The organism is Brevundimonas aurifodinae (assembly GCF_040195595.1).
Lineage (GTDB): Bacteria > Pseudomonadota > Alphaproteobacteria > Caulobacterales > Caulobacteraceae > Brevundimonas > Brevundimonas aurifodinae.
On the sequence record NZ_JBEGDD010000004.1, the window covers coordinates 105,756 to 123,186 of the forward strand.

Annotated in this window: 22 protein-coding genes; 3 read left to right on the forward strand and 19 right to left on the reverse strand. The window is 71.1% G+C overall.

The genetic code is table 11. From position 1 onward, the window contains the following. Positions 1-17 precede the first annotated feature (17 nt). From ABN401_RS06205 to ABN401_RS06230, 6 genes are all read right to left on the reverse strand, one after another. Positions 18-1,172, reverse strand: a complete 1,155-nt coding sequence (locus tag ABN401_RS06205) for a phosphoserine transaminase (protein WP_349683962.1) — start codon at positions 1,170-1,172, stop codon at positions 18-20. Next, entirely contained in the window at positions 1,172-2,077 is a 906-nt protein-coding gene (locus ABN401_RS06210) for a DnaJ C-terminal domain-containing protein (RefSeq protein ID WP_349683963.1), read from the reverse strand. Before ABN401_RS06210 ends, ABN401_RS06205 begins: the two co-directional genes overlap by 1 nt. A gap of 94 nt (positions 2,078-2,171) precedes the next feature. Further along, entirely contained in the window at positions 2,172-5,906 is a 3,735-nt protein-coding gene (locus tag ABN401_RS06215; protein WP_349683964.1) for a baseplate multidomain protein megatron, read from the reverse strand. A 10-nt stretch (positions 5,907-5,916) separates the two neighbouring features. Further along, the gene (locus ABN401_RS06220; protein WP_349683965.1) at positions 5,917-6,357 is read right to left on the reverse strand and encodes an NlpC/P60 family protein; all 441 of its coding nucleotides are present in this window, start codon (positions 6,355-6,357) and stop codon (positions 5,917-5,919) included. Next, the gene (locus tag ABN401_RS06225) at positions 6,354-6,998 is read right to left on the reverse strand and encodes a baseplate hub domain-containing protein (protein ID WP_349683966.1); all 645 of its coding nucleotides are present in this window, start codon (positions 6,996-6,998) and stop codon (positions 6,354-6,356) included. The genes ABN401_RS06220 and ABN401_RS06225 overlap by 4 nt, the downstream gene beginning before the upstream one ends. 148 nt (positions 6,999-7,146) lie before the next feature. After that, positions 7,147-7,764 (reverse strand): DUF2460 domain-containing protein, encoded by a 618-nt coding sequence (locus ABN401_RS06230; protein WP_349683967.1) that lies wholly within the window; start codon positions 7,762-7,764, stop codon positions 7,147-7,149. 96 nt (positions 7,765-7,860) lie between these two features. On the opposite strand from ABN401_RS06230, the gene ABN401_RS06235 reads away from it, so the two are divergent. Further along, positions 7,861-8,547: a DUF805 domain-containing protein gene (locus tag ABN401_RS06235; protein ID WP_349683968.1), complete on the forward strand. Its 687-nt coding sequence runs from the start codon at positions 7,861-7,863 to the stop codon at positions 8,545-8,547. A 37-nt stretch (positions 8,548-8,584) separates the two neighbouring features. Here the strand turns inward: ABN401_RS06235 and ABN401_RS06240 are convergent, their stop codons facing one another. From ABN401_RS06240 to ABN401_RS06275, 8 genes are all read right to left on the reverse strand, one after another. Continuing rightward, on the reverse strand, positions 8,585-9,115 hold the full coding sequence (locus tag ABN401_RS06240) for a phage tail tape measure protein (RefSeq protein WP_349683969.1): 531 nt from the start codon (positions 9,113-9,115) through the stop codon (positions 8,585-8,587). 167 nt (positions 9,116-9,282) lie between these two features. Continuing rightward, on the reverse strand, positions 9,283-9,459 hold the full coding sequence (locus ABN401_RS06245) for a phage tail assembly chaperone (RefSeq protein ID WP_349683970.1): 177 nt from the start codon (positions 9,457-9,459) through the stop codon (positions 9,283-9,285). Further along, positions 9,452-9,769: a GTA-gp10 family protein gene (locus ABN401_RS06250; protein ID WP_349684111.1), complete on the reverse strand. Its 318-nt coding sequence runs from the start codon at positions 9,767-9,769 to the stop codon at positions 9,452-9,454. Before ABN401_RS06250 ends, ABN401_RS06245 begins: the two co-directional genes overlap by 8 nt. Before the next feature lie 35 nt (positions 9,770-9,804). Continuing rightward, positions 9,805-10,215, reverse strand: coding sequence for a phage major tail protein, TP901-1 family (locus ABN401_RS06255; protein WP_349683971.1), 411 nt, complete (start codon positions 10,213-10,215; stop codon positions 9,805-9,807). Positions 10,216-10,360: 145 nt separating this feature from the next. Further along, the gene (locus tag ABN401_RS06260) at positions 10,361-10,768 is read right to left on the reverse strand and encodes a DUF3168 domain-containing protein (RefSeq protein ID WP_349683972.1); all 408 of its coding nucleotides are present in this window, start codon (positions 10,766-10,768) and stop codon (positions 10,361-10,363) included. Further along, positions 10,765-11,067, reverse strand: coding sequence for a phage head completion protein (locus tag ABN401_RS06265; RefSeq protein ID WP_349683973.1), 303 nt, complete (start codon positions 11,065-11,067; stop codon positions 10,765-10,767). The genes ABN401_RS06260 and ABN401_RS06265 overlap by 4 nt, the downstream gene beginning before the upstream one ends. Continuing rightward, positions 11,064-11,330, reverse strand: coding sequence for a head-tail connector protein (locus ABN401_RS06270; protein ID WP_349683974.1), 267 nt, complete (start codon positions 11,328-11,330; stop codon positions 11,064-11,066). Before ABN401_RS06270 ends, ABN401_RS06265 begins: the two co-directional genes overlap by 4 nt. Positions 11,331-11,544: 214 nt before the next feature. Next, complete coding sequence (locus ABN401_RS06275; RefSeq protein ID WP_349683975.1) at positions 11,545-12,807, reverse strand: phage major capsid protein; 1,263 nt, start codon at positions 12,805-12,807, stop codon at positions 11,545-11,547. A 159-nt stretch (positions 12,808-12,966) separates the two neighbouring features. On the opposite strand from ABN401_RS06275, the gene ABN401_RS06280 reads away from it, so the two are divergent. Beyond that, on the forward strand, positions 12,967-13,533 hold the full coding sequence (locus ABN401_RS06280; protein ID WP_349683976.1) for a hypothetical protein: 567 nt from the start codon (positions 12,967-12,969) through the stop codon (positions 13,531-13,533). An 88-nt stretch (positions 13,534-13,621) separates the two neighbouring features. Next, positions 13,622-14,167, forward strand: coding sequence for a hypothetical protein (locus ABN401_RS06285; RefSeq protein WP_349683977.1), 546 nt, complete (start codon positions 13,622-13,624; stop codon positions 14,165-14,167). Here ABN401_RS06285 and ABN401_RS06290 read toward each other — a convergent pair. From ABN401_RS06290 to ABN401_RS06310, 5 genes are all read right to left on the reverse strand, one after another. Then, positions 14,164-14,634: an HK97 family phage prohead protease gene (locus ABN401_RS06290; protein ID WP_432763527.1), complete on the reverse strand. Its 471-nt coding sequence runs from the start codon at positions 14,632-14,634 to the stop codon at positions 14,164-14,166. The two genes, ABN401_RS06285 and ABN401_RS06290, sit on opposite strands and share 4 nt — an antisense overlap. A 104-nt stretch (positions 14,635-14,738) precedes the next feature. After that, positions 14,739-14,969 (reverse strand): hypothetical protein, encoded by a 231-nt coding sequence (locus ABN401_RS06295; RefSeq protein ID WP_349683979.1) that lies wholly within the window; start codon positions 14,967-14,969, stop codon positions 14,739-14,741. Then, on the reverse strand, positions 14,966-16,147 hold the full coding sequence (locus ABN401_RS06300) for a phage portal protein (RefSeq protein ID WP_349683980.1): 1,182 nt from the start codon (positions 16,145-16,147) through the stop codon (positions 14,966-14,968). Before ABN401_RS06300 ends, ABN401_RS06295 begins: the two co-directional genes overlap by 4 nt. 58 nt (positions 16,148-16,205) lie before the next feature. After that, the gene (locus ABN401_RS06305; protein WP_349683981.1) at positions 16,206-17,144 is read right to left on the reverse strand and encodes a phage head spike fiber domain-containing protein; all 939 of its coding nucleotides are present in this window, start codon (positions 17,142-17,144) and stop codon (positions 16,206-16,208) included. Beyond that, positions 17,144-17,419 carry a spike base protein, RCAP_Rcc01079 family gene (locus ABN401_RS06310; RefSeq protein WP_349683982.1) on the reverse strand — a complete coding sequence of 92 codons (276 nt, stop codon included), beginning with the start codon at positions 17,417-17,419 and terminating at the stop codon, positions 17,144-17,146. The genes ABN401_RS06305 and ABN401_RS06310 overlap by 1 nt, the downstream gene beginning before the upstream one ends. Positions 17,420-17,431 lie beyond the last annotated feature (12 nt).

Genomic DNA, 17,431 nt, shown 5'->3' on the forward strand with positions numbered 1-17,431 from the left:
CCGGGACGGTTTTCCGGTCAGAGCTCGGCGACGGCCGTCCGAAACGCCCACTCCAGCCACGGCGTCGCCGCGACCACATCCTCGGTCTCCACCGTGCAGCCGCACCATAGCCGCAACCCCGCCGGCGCGTTCCGGTGGCTCTCGACGTCGAACGCCGCGCCCTCGGCTTCCAGCAGGGTCTTCATCCGCTTGACGAAGGCCTGCCGCCCCGCCTCGTCCAGCGCCGTCACCCTCCGATCTACGATCTTCAGGCACACCGAGGTCGTCGACCGTGTCGCCGGATCGACCGCCAGGGGCTCGATCCAGTCCGTCCGCTCGACCCAGTCGAACAGGGCCTGTGCGTTCGCATCCGTGCGCCGGATGAGCTCCTTCAGCCCGCCGATCGCTTGCGCCCACTCAAGGGCGTCGATCCAGTCCTCCAACGTCCACAGGCTGAAGGTGTTGATCATCGTCCCCGTCGCCAGCGCCCGGTCGAAGCCCTTTCCGTCGCGCAGCCGCAGCACCTTGGGCACCGCCCGCGGCGGCTCGTACGCGTCCAGCCGCGCCACCGCGCGGGGCCCCAGCGCCGCGATCCCGATCCCCGCCTCGCCGCCCAGCGCCTTCTGGAAGCTGAAGGTCACCACGTCGACCCGCTCATAGTCGATCGCCATGGCGAAGGCGGCGCTGGTCGCGTCGCAGATCACGATCCCCTCGCGATCCCGGCTGATAAACTCGGCGTTGGGCACCCGAACGCCCGCCGTGGTCCCGTTCCAGGGAAACACCAGGTCCTTGGCCGGATCGACCCGCGAAAGGTCCGGCAGCTCCCCCCACGGCGCTTCCAGCAGCTCCAGGTCCGGCAATTTCAGGTGATCCTTCGCGTCGATCGCCCACTGCTTGCCGAAGTTCTCGAACGCCATGACCTGCGTCGGCCGCGCGCCCAGCATGTTCCACATGGCCGCCTCGACCGCCCCGGTGTCGGACCCCGGCAGATACGCCAGCACCCAGTCCTCGGGCACCTCCAGCACCGCCTTGGTCAGCCTCAGGCCGTGAGCGAACCGCTCCACGACCTCCGGCGCGCGGATGCCGCGTCCCAGCAGATCGTGCGGAAGGCCTTGAGACGACCACCCCGGCCGCTTCGCCGTCGGTCCGGCGGAAAACCACGGCCGCTTCGGTTTGACTACTGGCCGCTCCATCAGTTCCGCCCCGGCTTGTAGGGTCGGGTGTTCCTCCAGTCCTCGGCGATTCGCTCCAGGATCGGATCGACCTTGTCCGGCAGGGTCACCAGGATCTTCGCCTTCAGGTCGCCGCGCGCCCCGCCCGCGAACGCCCCCTTGCCCTTCAACCTCAACACCTGGCCCGAGTTCGATCCCTTGGGCACCGTCACCGAGACCGTCCCGTCGGGCGTCGGACACTCGACCTTGCCGCCCAGCACCGCGTCCGGCACCGACACCGGCAGGTCCATCACCACGTCCGACCCATCGACCTTGAAGATCGGATGCGGCGCGACGCGGAGTTCGATCAAGGCATCGCCCGGCTCGGTTCGCCCCGCCATGCCTTGGCCACGCAGCCGGATGGTCTGACCGTTGGCCGCGCCCCGAGGGATGTTCACATCCAGAGTCCGCCCGTCGGAAAACTGGATGCGTCGGCTGGCCCCGCCGATGGAGTCCTCCAGGCTGATCTCCAGCGTGGCGCGGACATCCTGCCCCTTGCCGAAGGCCCTTTGCGGGCCTCTCTGCCCGAAATTGCCGAAGATGGAATCGAGATCCAGGTCCTCGAACGCCGCGCGTCCCCCGGGACCACCGGTGTGGGAAAAGCCGAACCCGCCGGGCCCGGCCCCCGGTCCGCCCTGACCCGAGAAGCCGCGATACTGCTCCTGGCCGTCGGCATCGATCTGACCGGCGTCATAGCGGGCACGCGTCTTGGGATCGCTCAGGATGTCGAAGGCGGCCGACACCGTCTTGAACCGCTCCTCGGCCGCCGCATTGCCCCGGTTCTTGTCAGGGTGCAGTTCCTTGGCCAGCTTTCGGAACGCGGCCTTGATTTCGGCGTCGCTCGCCCCCCGGGCCACGCCCAGTTCCTTGTAGGGATCGCCCGCCACGCCTTCGCCGCTCCATCCGCACTGTTCGCCCGACGCGTGTCCGGCTCCACTCCTTCGTCAGTTAAGCCATGCGTTCGCAGGCGCAATGCGTTTTTCAGGCCGCGAGCGGGATCGACGTCTCCGAACCCCACCCCCAGTCGGCCCCATACTGGGCGACGGCCAGCCTCGCCCCCGGTCCGAAACCGTCCGGAAAGTCCTCCGCCATCTGCGCCGTGGCATAGATCGCCGACGCCCCCTCGACCTCGATCACCCGCCGCTCGACCCCGCCATCCAGAACGCGCAAGCGGAACCTCAGGGGGTCGCTCATCGCGGGTTCCAGGTCCCAGCGGTCTCCTCCGATTAGCGCGCGCGGCGACCAGGCGATCGCCAGGCCCTCGCCCACGACCTGGGCGTCCAGTCCGCTCGGCGACCAGGGTCGGCCGTGTACCGCGTCGATTCGCACCGCCTGTTCCGCGAAGCCGACCCCGCCCGGAACGGTGCCCTTCGGACCGACCCGCGCGATCCTCGGCAGCCCTCGCTCGCCCGCGCCCAGTTCGAACCGCGTGACCGTCTCGTCCAGCACGACCATGCGCGCCCCGATGCCGGCACCCGCCTCGTTGGCTTTCTCGGTGCCTTGCTGACCCCGCAACAGTCCCGACAGCCGCCAGTCGCCCGAGGGCATAAGCGTCGCCGTCCGGAACGACACGATCTCCCAGCCCGCCCCGGTCTCGATCGCCAGCCGGTTCGCGCCCGACAGCACGGCGTCCGCCGAGGCAGAGACCGGCGCGCCGCCTTCCAGCTCAAGCGTCACCCGGTTGACCTCGTCCCACCGCCCGACCGGCCCGGCGCCCAGCGGCGCGCTCAGCCGCCCCACCGTCGCCGGCGTCGCGATCACGCCCCTCTCGGTCAGAACCTCGGCCGTCTCGCCCAGATGGATCGCCATCGGCCGCCACGGCTCGACCGCCACCGCGACCAGCGGCCTGGAATCCTCCTCGGCTCCCGGCAGCGGCGGCAGATCCAGCACGACCACATAGGGCGCGCCCGTTACGCCGTCTCCCGCCGACGGCGCGCCCGGCGTCGGTTCTTCGCCCGCCCGGATCGGCTCCTCGCGTACCAGTGACGCCTGGGGCTCTTCGTCCAGCGCCACCCGCTCGACCCGCCAGATCCCCGGCTCGCCCTCGACCTCAACCCGGTCGCCGACCTCGATCCGCAGCGCCTCCAGCGGACCCGGAATGACGGTCAGCCGGTCCTGATCCGTGCCTCCCACCGTCCGCCCCGCCAACGCCGTCGCCAGCGCGGGACCGCACACCGCCGGCAGATCCAGGTCCGCCCCGCCCCCGTCCGTCTCGACCGCCGACCGCACCACGACCGACCCGGTCTGATAGTCCCGGCCGTCCTCGATGAAGCGCACGCGCGCCGCCTGCGGCCGGGCTTCCAGCGATCGCTCGCGCCGGACGCCGTCGCCGGTCTCGCCGAGCGCCAGGTCATCGCTCGCCAGGGCCCCCGTCACCGGCTCCGCCCCGACCAGGGCCACCCGACCACCCCGCTCGGCCGCCGTCATGTCGAAGGCGGCAAGCAACGGCTCGACCGCGTCGCGCGTCCTCATCGGCCGGTCGATCACATAGCCGGCGACGGTCCCGTCCGGCGTTCCGACCACGAACTCGCCCTCGGCCAGTCCGCCTCGCCGCAGGATCGCCTCCAGCAGGAACCGCGCCTCGCCGCCCAACCGCCCGTTCAGCCAGTGCCCGGCGCGCCACGCCCCCGCGTCGGCCCACACCTCCGCCAGCCCCGGAAACGCCGGATAGGGCCGCGCATCCCAGCACCAGGCGTCCGCCGCCTCCAGCATCGACCCTTCATAGACCGCCGACACCGGATTGTTCTCCGGTTCCCCGAACCACCCCAGCACCGCCTCCAGTGCCCGCCTCTGCATGCGATCATCCCGCGCGCCGGTCGAGAACGGCGGCAGGAAGCTCTCGCTCGACTTGGGGTCCTGAAACAGGTTCGGCGCATTGCCGCCCCGGTCCACCGCCGCGCAGCCGAACTCCGTCAGCCGCACCGGCTTCATCTCCGGAACCCAGGCCGTCGATGCCACGCTCCGCACGCCCCCAGGCCGGTCATGGTGGGCGTTCTCCCACCACCCTTTCAGATCCTTGCCGCGGAACACCCAGTCCTCGCCATGGGCCGTGTCGCCGATCGGCGTCCGCTCCTGCGCCACGCGGTCCGCGTCGCTCGCATAGAACCAGTCGAACCCCTCGCCCCCGGCCACCTGGCTCGCCAGATAGTCCGTATCGTCCGGCCCCTCGAAGGCCGCCGCGTCGATGCCACCGTCCCCCGCCCGCCAGTCGCCCAGCGGCGGGTACCAGTCGATTCCAACGTAATCGATGGCCTCATCGGCCCACAGCGGATCGAGGTGGAAGATCACATCCCCCGACCCGTCCTCCGGCCGATGCCCGGCATACTCCGACCAGTCCGCTGCATAGCTGATCGAGACATCGGGCCCCACGACCGCCCGGCATTCCGCCGCCAGCGTCCGGTACTGCTCGACCGCCGGATAGCCACCACCGGCATCTCGCGTCCACGTCAGTCCGCGCATCTCCGACCCGATCAGCAGGCCGTCGCACCCCGTCTCCGCCGCCATCGCCGCATAGTGCAGCGCCAGCCGCCGCAGACCCCACCCGTCCGGTGCCGCGAACACCGCCGCCACCTCGGCCGTCGCGCCCACTCCATCCTCGCCCTTCACCCGTCCCCGCCAAGGATAGGCCGCCTGTCGTTCGCCGCCATAAGGGTCGGGCAGCTCATTGTCCGCCGGCACGTCCATGAACACGAAGGGATACAGCGTCACCGCCCACCCCCGCGCCTTCAGCGCCGCCACCGCCTGGCGCACGCTCTCATCCGACGGCGTCCCGCCATAGGCCGGCTTGCCCTCCACCTCCGAGATCAGATGCGCCTGCTCGCGCTCCAGCCCCGCCACCGACCAGATCAGCGGCTCGGTCGGCTTGTCGCGCCGCTCGACCCCCGGCCGGACCTCGCAGTGGCCGGCCCTCAGGTCCGTCCCGAACCAGCCGACGATCAGGCTGACCCGCTTGAGGTTCGGCAGCTGCGCCTCCAGCTGATCCAGCGACGCGATCAGGTCTGTCCGCCCGTCGCCCAGATGCATGTTCTCCGTCGCTGTCCGGGTCAGCCCCTCGCGGCGCAACACCGCTTCTGTCGCCAGCACGAACTCGCCGGCCCCGGGGATCAGGCAAACTCCTTCCAGCCGCTCCTCCAACCCGTCTCCCGCCGGCCGCCGGAACACCTCGAAACTCAGCTGCGGCACCCGGTCGCCATAGGGCCCCAGCGGCAGATCCTCGAACACGACATAGGCCGTCCCGCGATAGGCTGACGTCGCGCCTTCCACCGCCTCGATCAGAGGGTCTGGGCTCTGATCCTCGGTCCCGCGATATACCCTCATGGTCGCGCCGCTCAGGTCCATCGGCCGCCCGTCCGCCCAGACCCGCCCGATCCCGTCGATCGGTCCCTCGCACAGGGCCACGGCGAAACTCAGCGAATAGGCATAGTCGATCGTCCTTGGCCCACCCTTGCCACCCCCGGACTGGTTCCGCTTCTCCAGGAAGCGCGCGGCCCAGATCATCTGTCCGGTCACGCGCGCCCGCCCGAAGACGCAGGCCATCGGCGCGCCCTCCGCCGTCGACTGCAGCTTCAGCGTCTCCAGCCGGGGCCCCACCTGCCGCGCCGGCGACAGCGCCCCCACCACCGCCCGGTCGACCACGCCCCCCAGCGCCGCTCCGATCGCCCGACCGACCCCACCGCCGACGATTCCGCCGACGCCTCCCAGGATCACCTGCGCCATGTCGCCTCCTTCACGCTTTGTCGGCGTCAGCCGGCCACCCGAACACCGCCACCAGACGCCTGCGCCACCACGGTCCCATCCAGCTCTCGACCACCGCCCGCCCCCAGTAGGCGTGGATCATCCGCGGCTCGGTTCGACCGACCTCGCTCAGGATCGCGCAGTGCTTGACCGCCGCCCCTTCCGACATCCGGAACAACAGCACATCGCCCGGCCGCATCGCGGCCACCGGCCTCTCGACCAGCCGCCGCCGCGCGGCCGCCAGCAGCGTCTCCTCCCCACCGATCTCGGCCCAGTCGGCGGCATAGGGCGGCGGTATCTCCGGCTCCTCGCCGACCACCTCGCGCCAGACTCCGCGCACCAGACCCAGGCAGTCCGCCCCGACGCCCTTTTCGCTCGCCTGATGCCGATAGGGCGTCCCCAGCCATCCGCGCGCCACCTCGATCGGGCTCACCGCCGGCTCCCGCCGTCGTGCCGCCCGCCCGTCGCCGGATAGGCCGTCAGGAAGTCGTCCCCCGGCACCTCCGGAAAACCGCGAAAGTTCACCCCGTTGCCGAACTCCCCGACACAGGTCTCCCACCGCTTGTCGCAAGTCCGACCACCGGGCTCGACCCCGCACCGTGCGTCGCCCAGCACCGCGTCGCACAGCCGCCCATAGGTCCGCCCCACGACCCGATCCAGCGCCGCCAGCGGCCCGTCCAGGTCGGCGGTGAACCCCTCGCCCTCGCGCCGCACCCGGCCGAGCCGCCCGCTCCCCAGCCGCACCCGCAAGTCCGGCCGCCGCCAGTCCACCCGCCACGTCTCGACCGACGCCCCGTCCCAGGCCCCGGCCACGAGAGCCGCCTCGTTCACGCCGCCTGCGTCCAACGCCCCGCCGATCGCCAGGCTTCCCGCCGTCAGTCCCGTCGCCGTCTCGGCCGCGCCCTGCGTCCAGCCGGTCTCGGCCCGACAGACGACGCCGTCGATCGTCAGGGCGCGATCATGGTCGCTGAACCCCATCCGCGCCCCGTCCGCCCGCGTGGCGATCCAGACATGACACAGCGTCGCCGCCCCGCTCTCGATGCGGGTGGCCAGTTCGATAGGAATGTCGCGCATTCGTTTTTCTCCCTCCCCTTCATGGGGAGGGGCGGCGAAGCGCAGCGGAGCCCGGGTGGGGCCGTCCGTGCGAACTCGCTATCCATCCCCACCCGCGCTCGCCAAGGCTCGCGGTCCCTCCCCATGAAGGGGAGGGAGAGGCCTGTCGTCAGATTCTCACCTCGATCAGCGGCACCGCCGCCATCCGCCCGGCATCGAAGCTTTCCAGCGTCACCTCCAGCCGGTCCGCGTCGAACCGCACCGGCGTGTCGAACAGGAACCCGGCCGTCACCTCGGCCCCTTCGGCCGGCGCGGTCTCCAGCGTGACTTGCCCCGTCGTGGCATCGACCGCGAACGCGTCGACGGGCAGTTCGACCCCATCGATCGCCACCCGCACCGAGCCCTCCACGGGCTTGCTGATCGGTCGCTCGACATCGCCGTATCGCTTGATCAGTCCAAAGACCGTCCGCGTCCCTTCGCCCTGCTCCAGCACCTGGTCGCCCGACCCTGGCGTCCCCCCCGGCGCGCACGAGACGAAATCGGCGAAATCCCGGAACCGGAACCCATACAGCCGCCCCCGCCGCGCCTCGAAGAAGGCGGTCAGCTCGGCCATGTCGGCCAGCGATCTCAGGTTCGCCCCGATCAGGTATCGCCTGCGCCCCATGGCCCAGGGGGACGACCGCCGCTCGAACCCGGATCCCAGCGTCACCACCTCGGTCCGACGTTCCACCCCACCGGTCGATCCGAACGCCAGCCGGGCAGGCAGCCTCACTTCGTGAAAGCTCATCCCTGTCTCCTGATTAACTTGTTTGGCCCGCGTCGGTCGTCCAGTCTGCGACCCGAAACGCGGCCCCTCGGCCGCCGGTCAGGGGAGCCCGGTTCAATGCGCGGTCAGATTCTCAGCTTCGACGACGCCTCGGGCACCGGCCTGATCAGCGGCGACGACGGCATCCGCTACAGCTTCGTGCGCGAGGCGGTCTCACCGCCCGCCCAGGTCACCTCGGGCCTGCGCGTCGATTTCGTCCCCGTGGCGGGCGAGGCGACCAACATCATGCTGCTCGCCGCCGCGCCCGCGCCGTCCGGCCCTTCGCCGACGCCTGGCGTGCCGATCGACAGCTTCAACTTTCAGCACGTCCTGCTGTCGTTCAACGGCCGCATCCGGCGTCAGCATTTCTGGATCGGCTGGCTGATCTGCCTGGGCGCGGGCGTCGTCCTGGGCTGGATTCCTCTGCTCGGCACGCTGCTGTCGATCGCCCTGATCTGGCCGAACCTGGCCATCTCGGTGAAGCGTCTGCACGACATGGGGCACAGCGGCTGGCTCGTCGTCATTCCATGGATCGCCGGTATCGGTGGCGTGGTCGCGGCCTTCATGAGCGTGGGCGCGGCGGCCCTGATGAGCGGCGGAAACTGGGAATCCGAAGACCCGGCCGTCGTCTTCGGCATTCTCGGTCCCGTCCTGGGCATTCTCGGCATCGTCGCCCTGATCCAGCTGGGTTTCCTGCTCTGGATCGGCATCGCCGAGGGCCAGCGCGGCGACAACCGCTTCGGCCCCAGTCCCAAGGGCGAATAGACCCGTCATCAACCCGCGCTCAGCCCGGTTGACCAGTTCAAAGCCGCCGCGCCCCCAGCGCGGCGGCCCTCGCCAGGGCCTGGGCGATCTGCGCCTCCGACCGCAACAGCGCCGGCGCGCCGCCGTCCACGGTGACGTTCACCGTCACCCCGCCCCCGCCGCGCGGTTCGATCACCCCCGCCCCATCCGGTCGGAACACCTCCGGTCCCCGCTCGCCGACCAGATAGGCCCCGCCGCCCAGCACCGGCCCGCCGTCGGCCCTGGCCCCGCCGAAGCCCGCCGCGCCTGCCACCGCCTGGGCGATCGCCGCCCCCAGCCCGCTCGACCCGCCGACGCCCGCGCCAACCGCCGCGATCACCGCCCGCGCCAGTTCCCCCAGCGACACCTCCCCGTCCGCCGCCGCCCGCGCCAGCGACCGCGTCAGACTGGCCCCGGCGCGTCCGAACGCGTCCTCGATCGACGCCGCCGCCCGCTCCGCCGGCTCCCTCAGCGCCTCCAGCGCCGCCGCCGCCTCGGCCGCCCGCGCGGGCACGCCGTCCAGATCGTCAGAGCGAAAGTCGTCGGTCATACGTCACCTTTCTCCCTCCCCGGCACGGGGAGGGTGGTCGAAGCGCAGCGGAGACCGGGTGGGAGCGGCCGGTGCAGCCATGCTCGGCATTACCTATGCGAGGCCCTGCGGCCCCCACCCCGCTTCGCTGCGCTCAGCGACCCTCCCCCGAGGGAGAGGGAGAACACTCAATCCGGCCACGCCCTCATCATCTGATCCAGCTCGCCCCGCCCCAGGGGCGCGACCCGCGCCGACCCCGCCGTCAGCATCCGCCATTCCTTCAGCGACAACCGCCAGAAGGCCTCCGGCGCCACCCCCAGCGCCACCGCCGTCCGCAGCATCGCCCCCCATTGCGTCTCAGCCATCCAGGCTGGCCGCGAACCCGGCCGCCACAGCCTCGGCCGCCTCGCGCGGCGTCACCGCCGCCCGGTCCAGTTCGCCCGCGAACACCCCCTCGCCCCCGCCCCGCAGCAGGGCCGCCAGCACCACCATCAGGTCATTCGCCGACAGCGCCCGCATCCGCTCCGCCAGCGCCTCGACCCCCGGCAGGCCCAGCGCCGTCTCGATCTCCGCCAGCGCCCCCAGCGTCAGGCACAGCCTCCGATCCTGGCCCGCCAGCCACGCCACGGCCTCCCCCCGCGCGCCATTCTCCCCCCCTTGGGGGGAGAGGGCCATCTGGCCCGAGGGGGGCAAGTCCTCGCGCACGCCGGTCATATCGCCGCGAACCCGATCTCGCCCGCGCTGGCCAGGCTGATGGCGAAGGTCGCCTCGCCCTCATGATCGCCGGCGTATTCCAGCGCCGAGACCAGGAACGGCCCCTCCAGCGTGCCGAAGTCCGGCACCACCAGCCGCCAGGTCTTCGCCGTCTGGTCGAAGAAGGCTTCCCGGATCAGGGCGTCCGACGCCGCGTCGCGAAAGATCCCCTGCCCCGACACCGCCGCCGACTTCACCCCCGCTCCGCCCAGCAGCTCGCGCCACCGCCCGGCGCTGTCGGCGTCGGTCGCATCCACCGTCCGGGCGTTCAGGCTGATCGTCCGCGCCCTCAGGCCCGCCACGCTCACGAACGTCCCCGCCCCCTGCTCGATCTTGAGCAGGATGTCCTTCCCGCGCTGTGCGGTCATCCTTGTCTCCTCCCCGTGAAGCGCAGCGGAACGGGGGAGGGGGACCGCGAAGCGGTGGAGGGGGCCAGCCCCAGACACCGGCATTCGCATCCGCCCCCTCCACCATGCTGCGCATGGTCCCCCTCCCCCGCTGCGCGGGTGAGGATCAAATCTCCTCGGTGATCGCCCGCAGCCGCACCACACCCCACGTCCGCCGATGGTCCACCGATCGGAACACATCGACGAAGGTCGCCCGGACGCTCACCGTCCGGACTCCGTCGGCCTCCAGCGGCGCCTCGTGCACCGCCGCCCGCACGGCCGCGCAGATGGCCTTGGCCTCCTCCACACCGCCGAACAGCGAGGCGCATCTCAGGCTCAGCTGGTGCTCGACCCCGCAATCCGCCGCCGCCACCGGCCGGCTCTCGGATCGCCCGACCGTCAGATGCGGATAGACCGCCCCCTTCGGCGCCTGGTCCCAGATCCGCGCCGGATCGCCCAGCAGCGCCTTCAGCGTCGGATCGCCCTTCAGATGCGCGACCAGCGCCACATGCAGCGCGCTCTCATGATCCCTCATCGCGTCCGCTCCAGCTGCAGGTCGCACCGCCCCGGCCTGTCCGCCTCGACGTCGGCCTGAACGATGCGCCAGTCGGCCCCGCCCACGCGGATCACCCGTCCCTCGATCAGTCGGGGATCGGTCCGCGTCTCGGCGGTCGCCACCTCGACCACGCCCAGCCCACCGGCCTCCGATCGCTCCCGCCGCCGTCGCCCGTCCAGCCTCAGCCAGACCGACCCCAGCGACGCGTACGACACCGCCTGCCCGCCGAACGGCGTCTCGGCCTCGACGGGCTCGAACAGCTCGCCCAGCACCCTCACAGCCGCACCACCCGATACGGCGCGATCCAGGCCTCGATGGGCCGGATCGGCATCTCGCGCTCGCCCCGCTCATAGGCGCGCAGGGCCAGCATCAGGATCGCCAGTCGCAACGGCGCCGGCGACGTCGAGGTCAGGCTCAGCCCGACCTCGCCTTCCACCCGGCTTCGCGCGGCGTCGATCAGCGTCTGGATCAGCCCGTCCTCGGCGCCGTGCTCGACGCGCAGGAACAGCTTCGCCTCCGTGAGGCTCACGGGTGCGGTCATGGGTTTTCTCCGAAATTCATGATGCCCCTCTCCCCTTGCGGGAGAGGGAGGCCGCGCACGGCGGCGCAGCCGTCGTCCTGGCGCGGGCGGGTGAGGGGTGACACTCGGTCTGTCCTTTCGGACGCAAGACCCCTCACCCTTTCGCGCAAGACCGATCGCTTCGCTCTCGGGCGCTCAAGCCCTCTCCCTCAAGGGGAGAGGGAGCACGATCACGTCAGCTCGCCGCGAACTTCATCACCTTGATCGCGTCGAAGTTCTGCACCCCGCCACCGACCCGCTTGGTCGTGTAGAACAGCACATAGGGCTTGGCCGAATAGGGGTCTCTCAGCACCCGCACCCCCGCCCGATCCACGATCAGATACCCCCGCTGGAAGTCGCCGAAGGCGATCGCGTGGCTGTTCGCCGCGATGTCCGGCATGGTCTCGATCTCGGTCACCGGATAGCCCAGCAGGCTCGCCGTCTCCCCCGCCCGCGTCGCCGGCGACCAGATGTAGTTGCCGTCCGCGTCCTTGAACTTGCGCACCGCCGACACCGTCTTGCGGTTCATCACGAACCGCCCGTTGGGTCGATACTGGGCCTTGGGCGCATAGATCAGGTCGATCAGCTTGTCGGCCGGGCTGGACGCCGCGAAGGCCCCCGCCGCGCCCGACGCCACATAGCCGATGTCACCCCAGGCGTGGCTCGCGTCCGCCACGATCGAATAGCCCAGGAAGCCCTTCGGCTTATTTGTTCCGTCGCCGGTGACGAAGGCCTGGGTCTCCTGCGCGGCGAAGGCGTCCTCGACCTCGCTGGCCAGCCACTCGTCCAGGTCGACCAGGGCATCGTCCAGCAGCGCCTGCGTCGCCGCCGGATTGGCATACAGATCCGCTGCCGGGAACTCCAGCAGGGCCAGGGTGGCCGGATCCGTCTCCGGCCGCGCCGCCGTCTCGGCGACCCAGCCACTGGCGATACCCGCCGTCGACACCGGCTTCCTGAACACGCCCGAGGCCACGGTCCGCACGGTTGCGATCTCGCGCATCGGACTGGTCGCCATCAGCCGGCGCTCGATCGCCCGCTCCGTTTCCGGTGGCACGACATAGCCGCCCGAGGTCGGCGCCGAGCTCAGTCCCGCCTTGATCTCCAGCCCCACCTCGCGCCCGGTCCGCACATAACCGTCGAACGCGCTCTTCTCCTCCCCATGAAATGGGGAGGTGGATCGGCCGAAGGCCGAGACGGAGGGGCTGCCAGCCGCGGATTCGGTCCCAATCCCCGGACGCCGGCTCTCGCTCATCGCCCGGTCCAGCCGCGCCTGGGCCTGACCCACCGCCTGGTCGATCCGCGCCACCTTCTCCTCCAGCAGCGCGTCGGCCGAGGCCTTCTTCTCGATCTCGCTCAGCCGGGCGTCGTTGGCCCCTTTGAACGCCTCGAACGCCGCCATCATCTCGTGCAGCGCCGCCCGCGCCTCGGGCGAAGCCGAAGCCGTCTTGGTCTCTTTCATGGTGTTCCCTTGTTCTCCCTCTCCCGGCCGGGAGAGGGCTTGAGCGCCCGAGAGCGCAGCGATCGGACTTGCGCGAAAGGGTGAGGGACCCGGTCTTTCCCGCTTCCCCTCAGCCCCTCTTCGCGCCAGTCTCCCCGGGTTCACCGGGGGATCTCCGAAATGCGTCCATCGACCCTTGCCGTTCTCGCGGGCCTCGCCCTGGCGACCACCGCGCCGGCCCTGGCCCAGACGGCGCCCGCGCCGCCAGCCGTCGCCGCCGCGCCGAACCCCGCCTTCGCCGCTGACGTCGCCTCGTTGGACGCCATCGTCGCCGCTCTCTACGACGTCATCTCCGGCGATGCGGGCGAGGCGCGCGACTGGGACCGGATGCGCTACCTGTTCCATCCAGCCGCCCAGCTGATGCCGACGTCGACCAATCCCCAGGGCCTCGGTGTCCTGACCGCCATCACGCCCCAGGGGTATGTCGACCGCGCCGGTCCGACCTTGGTCCGCGACGGCTTCCACGAGCGCGAGATCGCCCGCCGCGTCGACCGCTTCGGCCGCATCGCCCATGTCTTCTCGACCTACGACGCGCGCCGCGCCGCGACCGACGCCCAACCCTTCCTCCGCGGCATCAACTCGATCCAGCTGTTCGACGACGGCGCCCGCTGGTGGATCGTCAGCGTCTACTGGCAGGCGGAATCCCCGACCGTGCCGCTGCCGCCCGAGTATCTACCCACGCCCTGATCCAGCTCGTCAGCTTCCGTCCGATTGACGCCTTCCCGGGCGCATGCTCCGCTGCCTCGAAACGGCAAAGCTTCCGAAAGGAGCCCCCATGTCCCTGATCCGCGCCACCGCCCTCGCGGCCGCCCTCCTGGCCTGCGCCGGCGCCACCAAAGCGGCCCAGCAGTGCGGGGCGACCACCCATTCGACGTTCGGAGAGACCCGCGCCTATTTCCAGAACAGCCTGGGGGCCTGCCGCCCCGACGGCTACTGCTCGGTCGTCCTGGCCTTGACGCCTCCCAACGACCCGCACGACTATGCGCAGACGCTGCGCATCGCCCGCCCGACGCCCGGCGCGCCCCATGAGGTCAGCCTGGTCTCCGTCGTCCCGTCCGCGACCGAGGATGGCCAGCCGATGTCCGTCTCCTTCGGCCGCCGTCCCATCGACCTGGTCGGCATGACCGAATTCCGGGACAACACGGTCAACGAGTTCCATGTCACGGATCGCGCCGCGATCGACGCCATCGTCTCGGGTGCGCGCCGCTCCAACGGCATGCGCTGGAGCTACCAGTCCGAGGCCGGCCCCGCTGACGCCTGGTTCGCGCTCGGCGGCGTCACCCGCGCCCTGAACTGGATCGACTGCATGGGCCGCCGCTAGACCGGCCGGAACCGCGCCCCCGGCAGCATCGGAAACGTCACCAGCGACACCTCCCACAGATCCACGCCCGACAACACCCGCAAGCGACCGTCTCGCCGCGCCTTCGCTGTCCTGAACCCGATCGACAGCCCGTCCAGCGCCCCGGCCCGGCTCAGCGCCTGGGCATAGCGCGCCTCGGCCGACCAGTCGGCGATCCGTCCCCGGACGAACAGGCCCCGCTCGTCCTCGATCACCTCGTCCCAGACCCCGACCACCGCGCGGCTCTCGTGCTGATGCAGCATCCGCACCCCGCGCGCGCCCGTCCGCCTCAGGCTGTCGGCGAAGGCCCCCTTGGCCACCACGTCCCCGTTCAGATCCGCCACGCCCCACAGCGAGGCATAGCCCTGGATCAAGAGCGCACCCTCGCTCTCCCTCCCCCTCGGGGGAGGGTGGTCGGAGTGAAACGGAGACCGGGTGGGGGCGGCCAGGCGATCCGCACTCTCGCCTGCCTTGGTTTGCCTTGCCGTCCCCACCCGGTCGCTTCGCGACCTGCCCTCCCCCGAGGGGGAGGGAGAACACGCCTCTCTGCCCCTCACCTGGCTTCCTCCAGCCGCGTCTCGATCCGCACCAGCGCCGCCCGCGTCGCCTCACCTTGCGCCTCCAGCCGGGCCAGCCGCTCGGCCACCAGCCTCTGTTCGCCGACCCGCGCCTCCAGCGTCCCGATCCGCGCCGCCGCGCCGCCGGCCCAGACCAGCCCCGCGATCGTCTGCATCGCCAGCGCCACGCCCAGCGCCGTCGCCAGCTTCTTCAGATCCCCGCTCATCCGCCCACTCCCGCCATGCGCCGCCGCTCCTCGTCGGTCAGGAAGCTCGCCGCGCTCAACCGCGCCCACAGGGCGTCCCGCTCGGGCTGCAGCGCCGGCACCGCGTCCAGGTCCGGCGTGATCTCCACTCCCTCGAACCGCCCGCCCAGCCATCCGCTCAGCGCCCCGGCGGTCTTGCGCACCAGGGGCACCACCGTCCCCCGCCAGAAGGCGGCATTGGCCTCGCGATAGTTCGCGTAGGTCGCGTCGCCGGGGATTCCCAGCAGCTGCGGCGGCACCCCGAAGGCCAGGGCGATCTCGCGCGCCGCCGCGTGTTTCCCGGCGATGAAGTCCATGTCGGCCGGGCTCATCGACATCGGCTTCCAGTCCAGCCCGCCTTCCAGCACCAGTGGCCGCCCGGCATTGCCCGCCCCCGAATGCGCGTCGGCCAGCTCGGCCTTCAGCGCGGCAAATTGCGCCTCGGTCAGGTGCTCGCCGTCGCGGCTGTCGAACACCAGGGCCCCGCTGGGCCGCGCCGCATTGTCCAGCAGCGCCTTGTTCCAGGCCCCCGACGCGTTGTGCACATCGATGGCCGAGGCCGCCGCCTCGATCGGCGAAAAGCCGTAATGATCGTCCGTCGGATGCCACAGCCTCAGATGCATCACCGGCATCCATCCGTCCGCCGCCCGCGCGATCCGCACCGATCGTCCGCCGACGGAATACTCATAGGCTTCGGGCCACCCGGCCTTGCCCGGAACCACCGTCACCCGGTCGGGCCGCAGGGTCCACAACTCCTCAGGGCCACCGGATCCGCTTGCGGATCCGGCATCGGAAAGTGCGTCTCCGACCGCCTCCGCATAGGCGTTCCCCGCCGTCTGCAGCGCGCCGTACAACCCTTCCAGCCACTCCGCGCCCGACTGTTCCGGGTTCGGCTTGCGCATCAGCCGCGCGACGGGATGGGCGTCGTCGCGGACCCCGTCGACGAACACCACAAGGGGCGTGGCCGCGCAGGCCTCGGCGATCATCCGCACGCAGCGATAGGCCACGGCGTTGCGGGCGAACCCTTCGCCCGCCAGGCTGGCATAGTCTCGCGGCGTCCACCGGGGCCGCCCCGCCCCGGTCAGGGCGATCAGCGGCCCGCTTCGGCTCTGCTTGGCTTCGGGCGCGGCCCTGCCGGGCCGCCAGGGAAACAGGGGCATGGGGTCTCCTTGACCGGGTTCCGGTCGAAACATCGTCTGGGTGGGGGCCTGAAGCCCCTCAGCGCATGGTCAGCCGCTTGAGGAAGCCGTTCAGCCACGGCCGGCCGGCGACCAGGTCGAACGTCGCGCCGGGCGTCACCGACCCACCGACCACGATGTTCGCGTCGCCATGGACCGCTTCCCAGGTGGTGGCGTTCGTCGGAACGACGACGCTGGCCATGTCCGCGCCTCGCGTGACAGGGCTCGCGCCGGTCGGGATGGGCGAGCCCGGGGTGGCCGACTGAAAGAAGTTTCCGCCCCAGACCTGAAGCTTGCGCCCGTTCTGGTTCGCGCCTGCGTTGCCATAGTAGATCGCGATCGCATCGCCGGCCCCAATGCCCAGGGTCCGGATGAAGGCCACCTCGAACCAGCCACCGGCCATCGGCGTCACGGTCCAGCCGTTCACCGTGCCGGACGGGTTCGTCGAGAGGTCGATCGACCGTTCGTTCAGGTTCTGGGCCGTCGTGTTGTTCCGGACCAGGAAGTTCCAGGGCTGGCTCTCGGCGGATTTCACGAACACCTTGCCGGATATCCCGCCCGTCACGCCGACTCCCGTCAGGGCCCTCACCAGCACGGTGGCCATGTTGGGCATGGTGATTTCGACGGCCGTGTTCGTCCCGTCCGGCGCGGGAAAGCCGCCGGCCCGCGTCCCCACCCCGGCCCAGACCGCGTTCGCGAAATCGTTGGAATGGGTGAACAGGTTGGTCGCCTCGGGCTCCAGCAACAGCCCCCGGTCGGTGATCCGGGGCATGTTGGCCGCCGCCGTCGCCAGGGTCCCGTCGGCGCGCGGCGCCAGACCGACCCCAGCCCGGCCGAAGCTCGCGCCGGGCAGATCGGTGAAGCTGGCCGCCACCAGACCCTGTCTCTGATACCGTCCCTCGGCGAAATCGATCAGCAGGGGCAAGGGGACCGCGCCGCGCAACGCCACCGTCGGCGTGCTCAGGTCCAGACCGATCATCAGTCGAACAGGGCCACGATGTGGGCGGCCGTCGTCCCCGTGGCCATCACCCGGCGCGTCTGCACGGCGACATAGCCGATCGGATGGTTCTTCAGCGTCACCGCCTCGCCGTCGAGCGAGGCGACCGGCACGATCCTCAGGTCGCCCGCCGCCCCGATGAACAGGGCCTTGGCCAGCGACGGCAGGTCGGCCCCGTCAGCCGGGGTCACCGCCTGCAAGCGCCGCGCGGGCGCGGACGGCGAGGCCGCAAAGGCGGCATAGGTGTCTATGGACATGGGTCTCTCCTC

What these genes read in the sequence shown, in the direction of transcription:
- ABN401_RS06305 (WP_349683981.1), bottom strand. Translation starts at nt 17,144, where the DNA reads ATGATCGGTCTGGACCTGAGCACGCCGACGGTGGCGTTGCGCGGCGCG.
- ABN401_RS06285 (WP_349683977.1), top strand. Translation starts at nt 13,622, where the DNA reads ATGTCCCTGATCCGCGCCACCGCCCTCGCGGCCGCCCTCCTGGCCTGC.
- ABN401_RS06280 (WP_349683976.1), top strand. Translation starts at nt 12,967, where the DNA reads ATGCGTCCATCGACCCTTGCCGTTCTCGCGGGCCTCGCCCTGGCGACC.
- ABN401_RS06225 (WP_349683966.1), bottom strand. Translation starts at nt 6,998, where the DNA reads ATGCGCGACATTCCTATCGAACTGGCCACCCGCATCGAGAGCGGGGCG.
- ABN401_RS06295 (WP_349683979.1), bottom strand. Translation starts at nt 14,969, where the DNA reads ATGAGCGGGGATCTGAAGAAGCTGGCGACGGCGCTGGGCGTGGCGCTG.
- ABN401_RS06240 (WP_349683969.1), bottom strand. Translation starts at nt 9,115, where the DNA reads ATGACCGACGACTTTCGCTCTGACGATCTGGACGGCGTGCCCGCGCGG.
- ABN401_RS06235 (WP_349683968.1), top strand. Translation starts at nt 7,861, where the DNA reads ATGCGCGGTCAGATTCTCAGCTTCGACGACGCCTCGGGCACCGGCCTG.
- ABN401_RS06260 (WP_349683972.1), bottom strand. Translation starts at nt 10,768, where the DNA reads ATGAGGGATCATGAGAGCGCGCTGCATGTGGCGCTGGTCGCGCATCTG.
- ABN401_RS06250 (WP_349684111.1), bottom strand. Translation starts at nt 9,769, where the DNA reads ATGGCCCTCTCCCCCCAAGGGGGGGAGAATGGCGCGCGGGGGGAGGCC.
- ABN401_RS06215 (WP_349683964.1), bottom strand. Translation starts at nt 5,906, where the DNA reads ATGGCGCAGGTGATCCTGGGAGGCGTCGGCGGAATCGTCGGCGGTGGG.
- ABN401_RS06230 (WP_349683967.1), bottom strand. Translation starts at nt 7,764, where the DNA reads ATGAGCTTTCACGAAGTGAGGCTGCCTGCCCGGCTGGCGTTCGGATCG.
- ABN401_RS06245 (WP_349683970.1), bottom strand. Translation starts at nt 9,459, where the DNA reads ATGGCTGAGACGCAATGGGGGGCGATGCTGCGGACGGCGGTGGCGCTG.
- ABN401_RS06310 (WP_349683982.1), bottom strand. Translation starts at nt 17,419, where the DNA reads ATGTCCATAGACACCTATGCCGCCTTTGCGGCCTCGCCGTCCGCGCCC.
- ABN401_RS06275 (WP_349683975.1), bottom strand. Translation starts at nt 12,807, where the DNA reads ATGAAAGAGACCAAGACGGCTTCGGCTTCGCCCGAGGCGCGGGCGGCG.
- ABN401_RS06255 (WP_349683971.1), bottom strand. Translation starts at nt 10,215, where the DNA reads ATGACCGCACAGCGCGGGAAGGACATCCTGCTCAAGATCGAGCAGGGG.
- ABN401_RS06300 (WP_349683980.1), bottom strand. Translation starts at nt 16,147, where the DNA reads ATGCCCCTGTTTCCCTGGCGGCCCGGCAGGGCCGCGCCCGAAGCCAAG.
- ABN401_RS06205 (WP_349683962.1), bottom strand. Translation starts at nt 1,172, where the DNA reads ATGGAGCGGCCAGTAGTCAAACCGAAGCGGCCGTGGTTTTCCGCCGGA.
- ABN401_RS06270 (WP_349683974.1), bottom strand. Translation starts at nt 11,330, where the DNA reads ATGACCGCACCCGTGAGCCTCACGGAGGCGAAGCTGTTCCTGCGCGTC.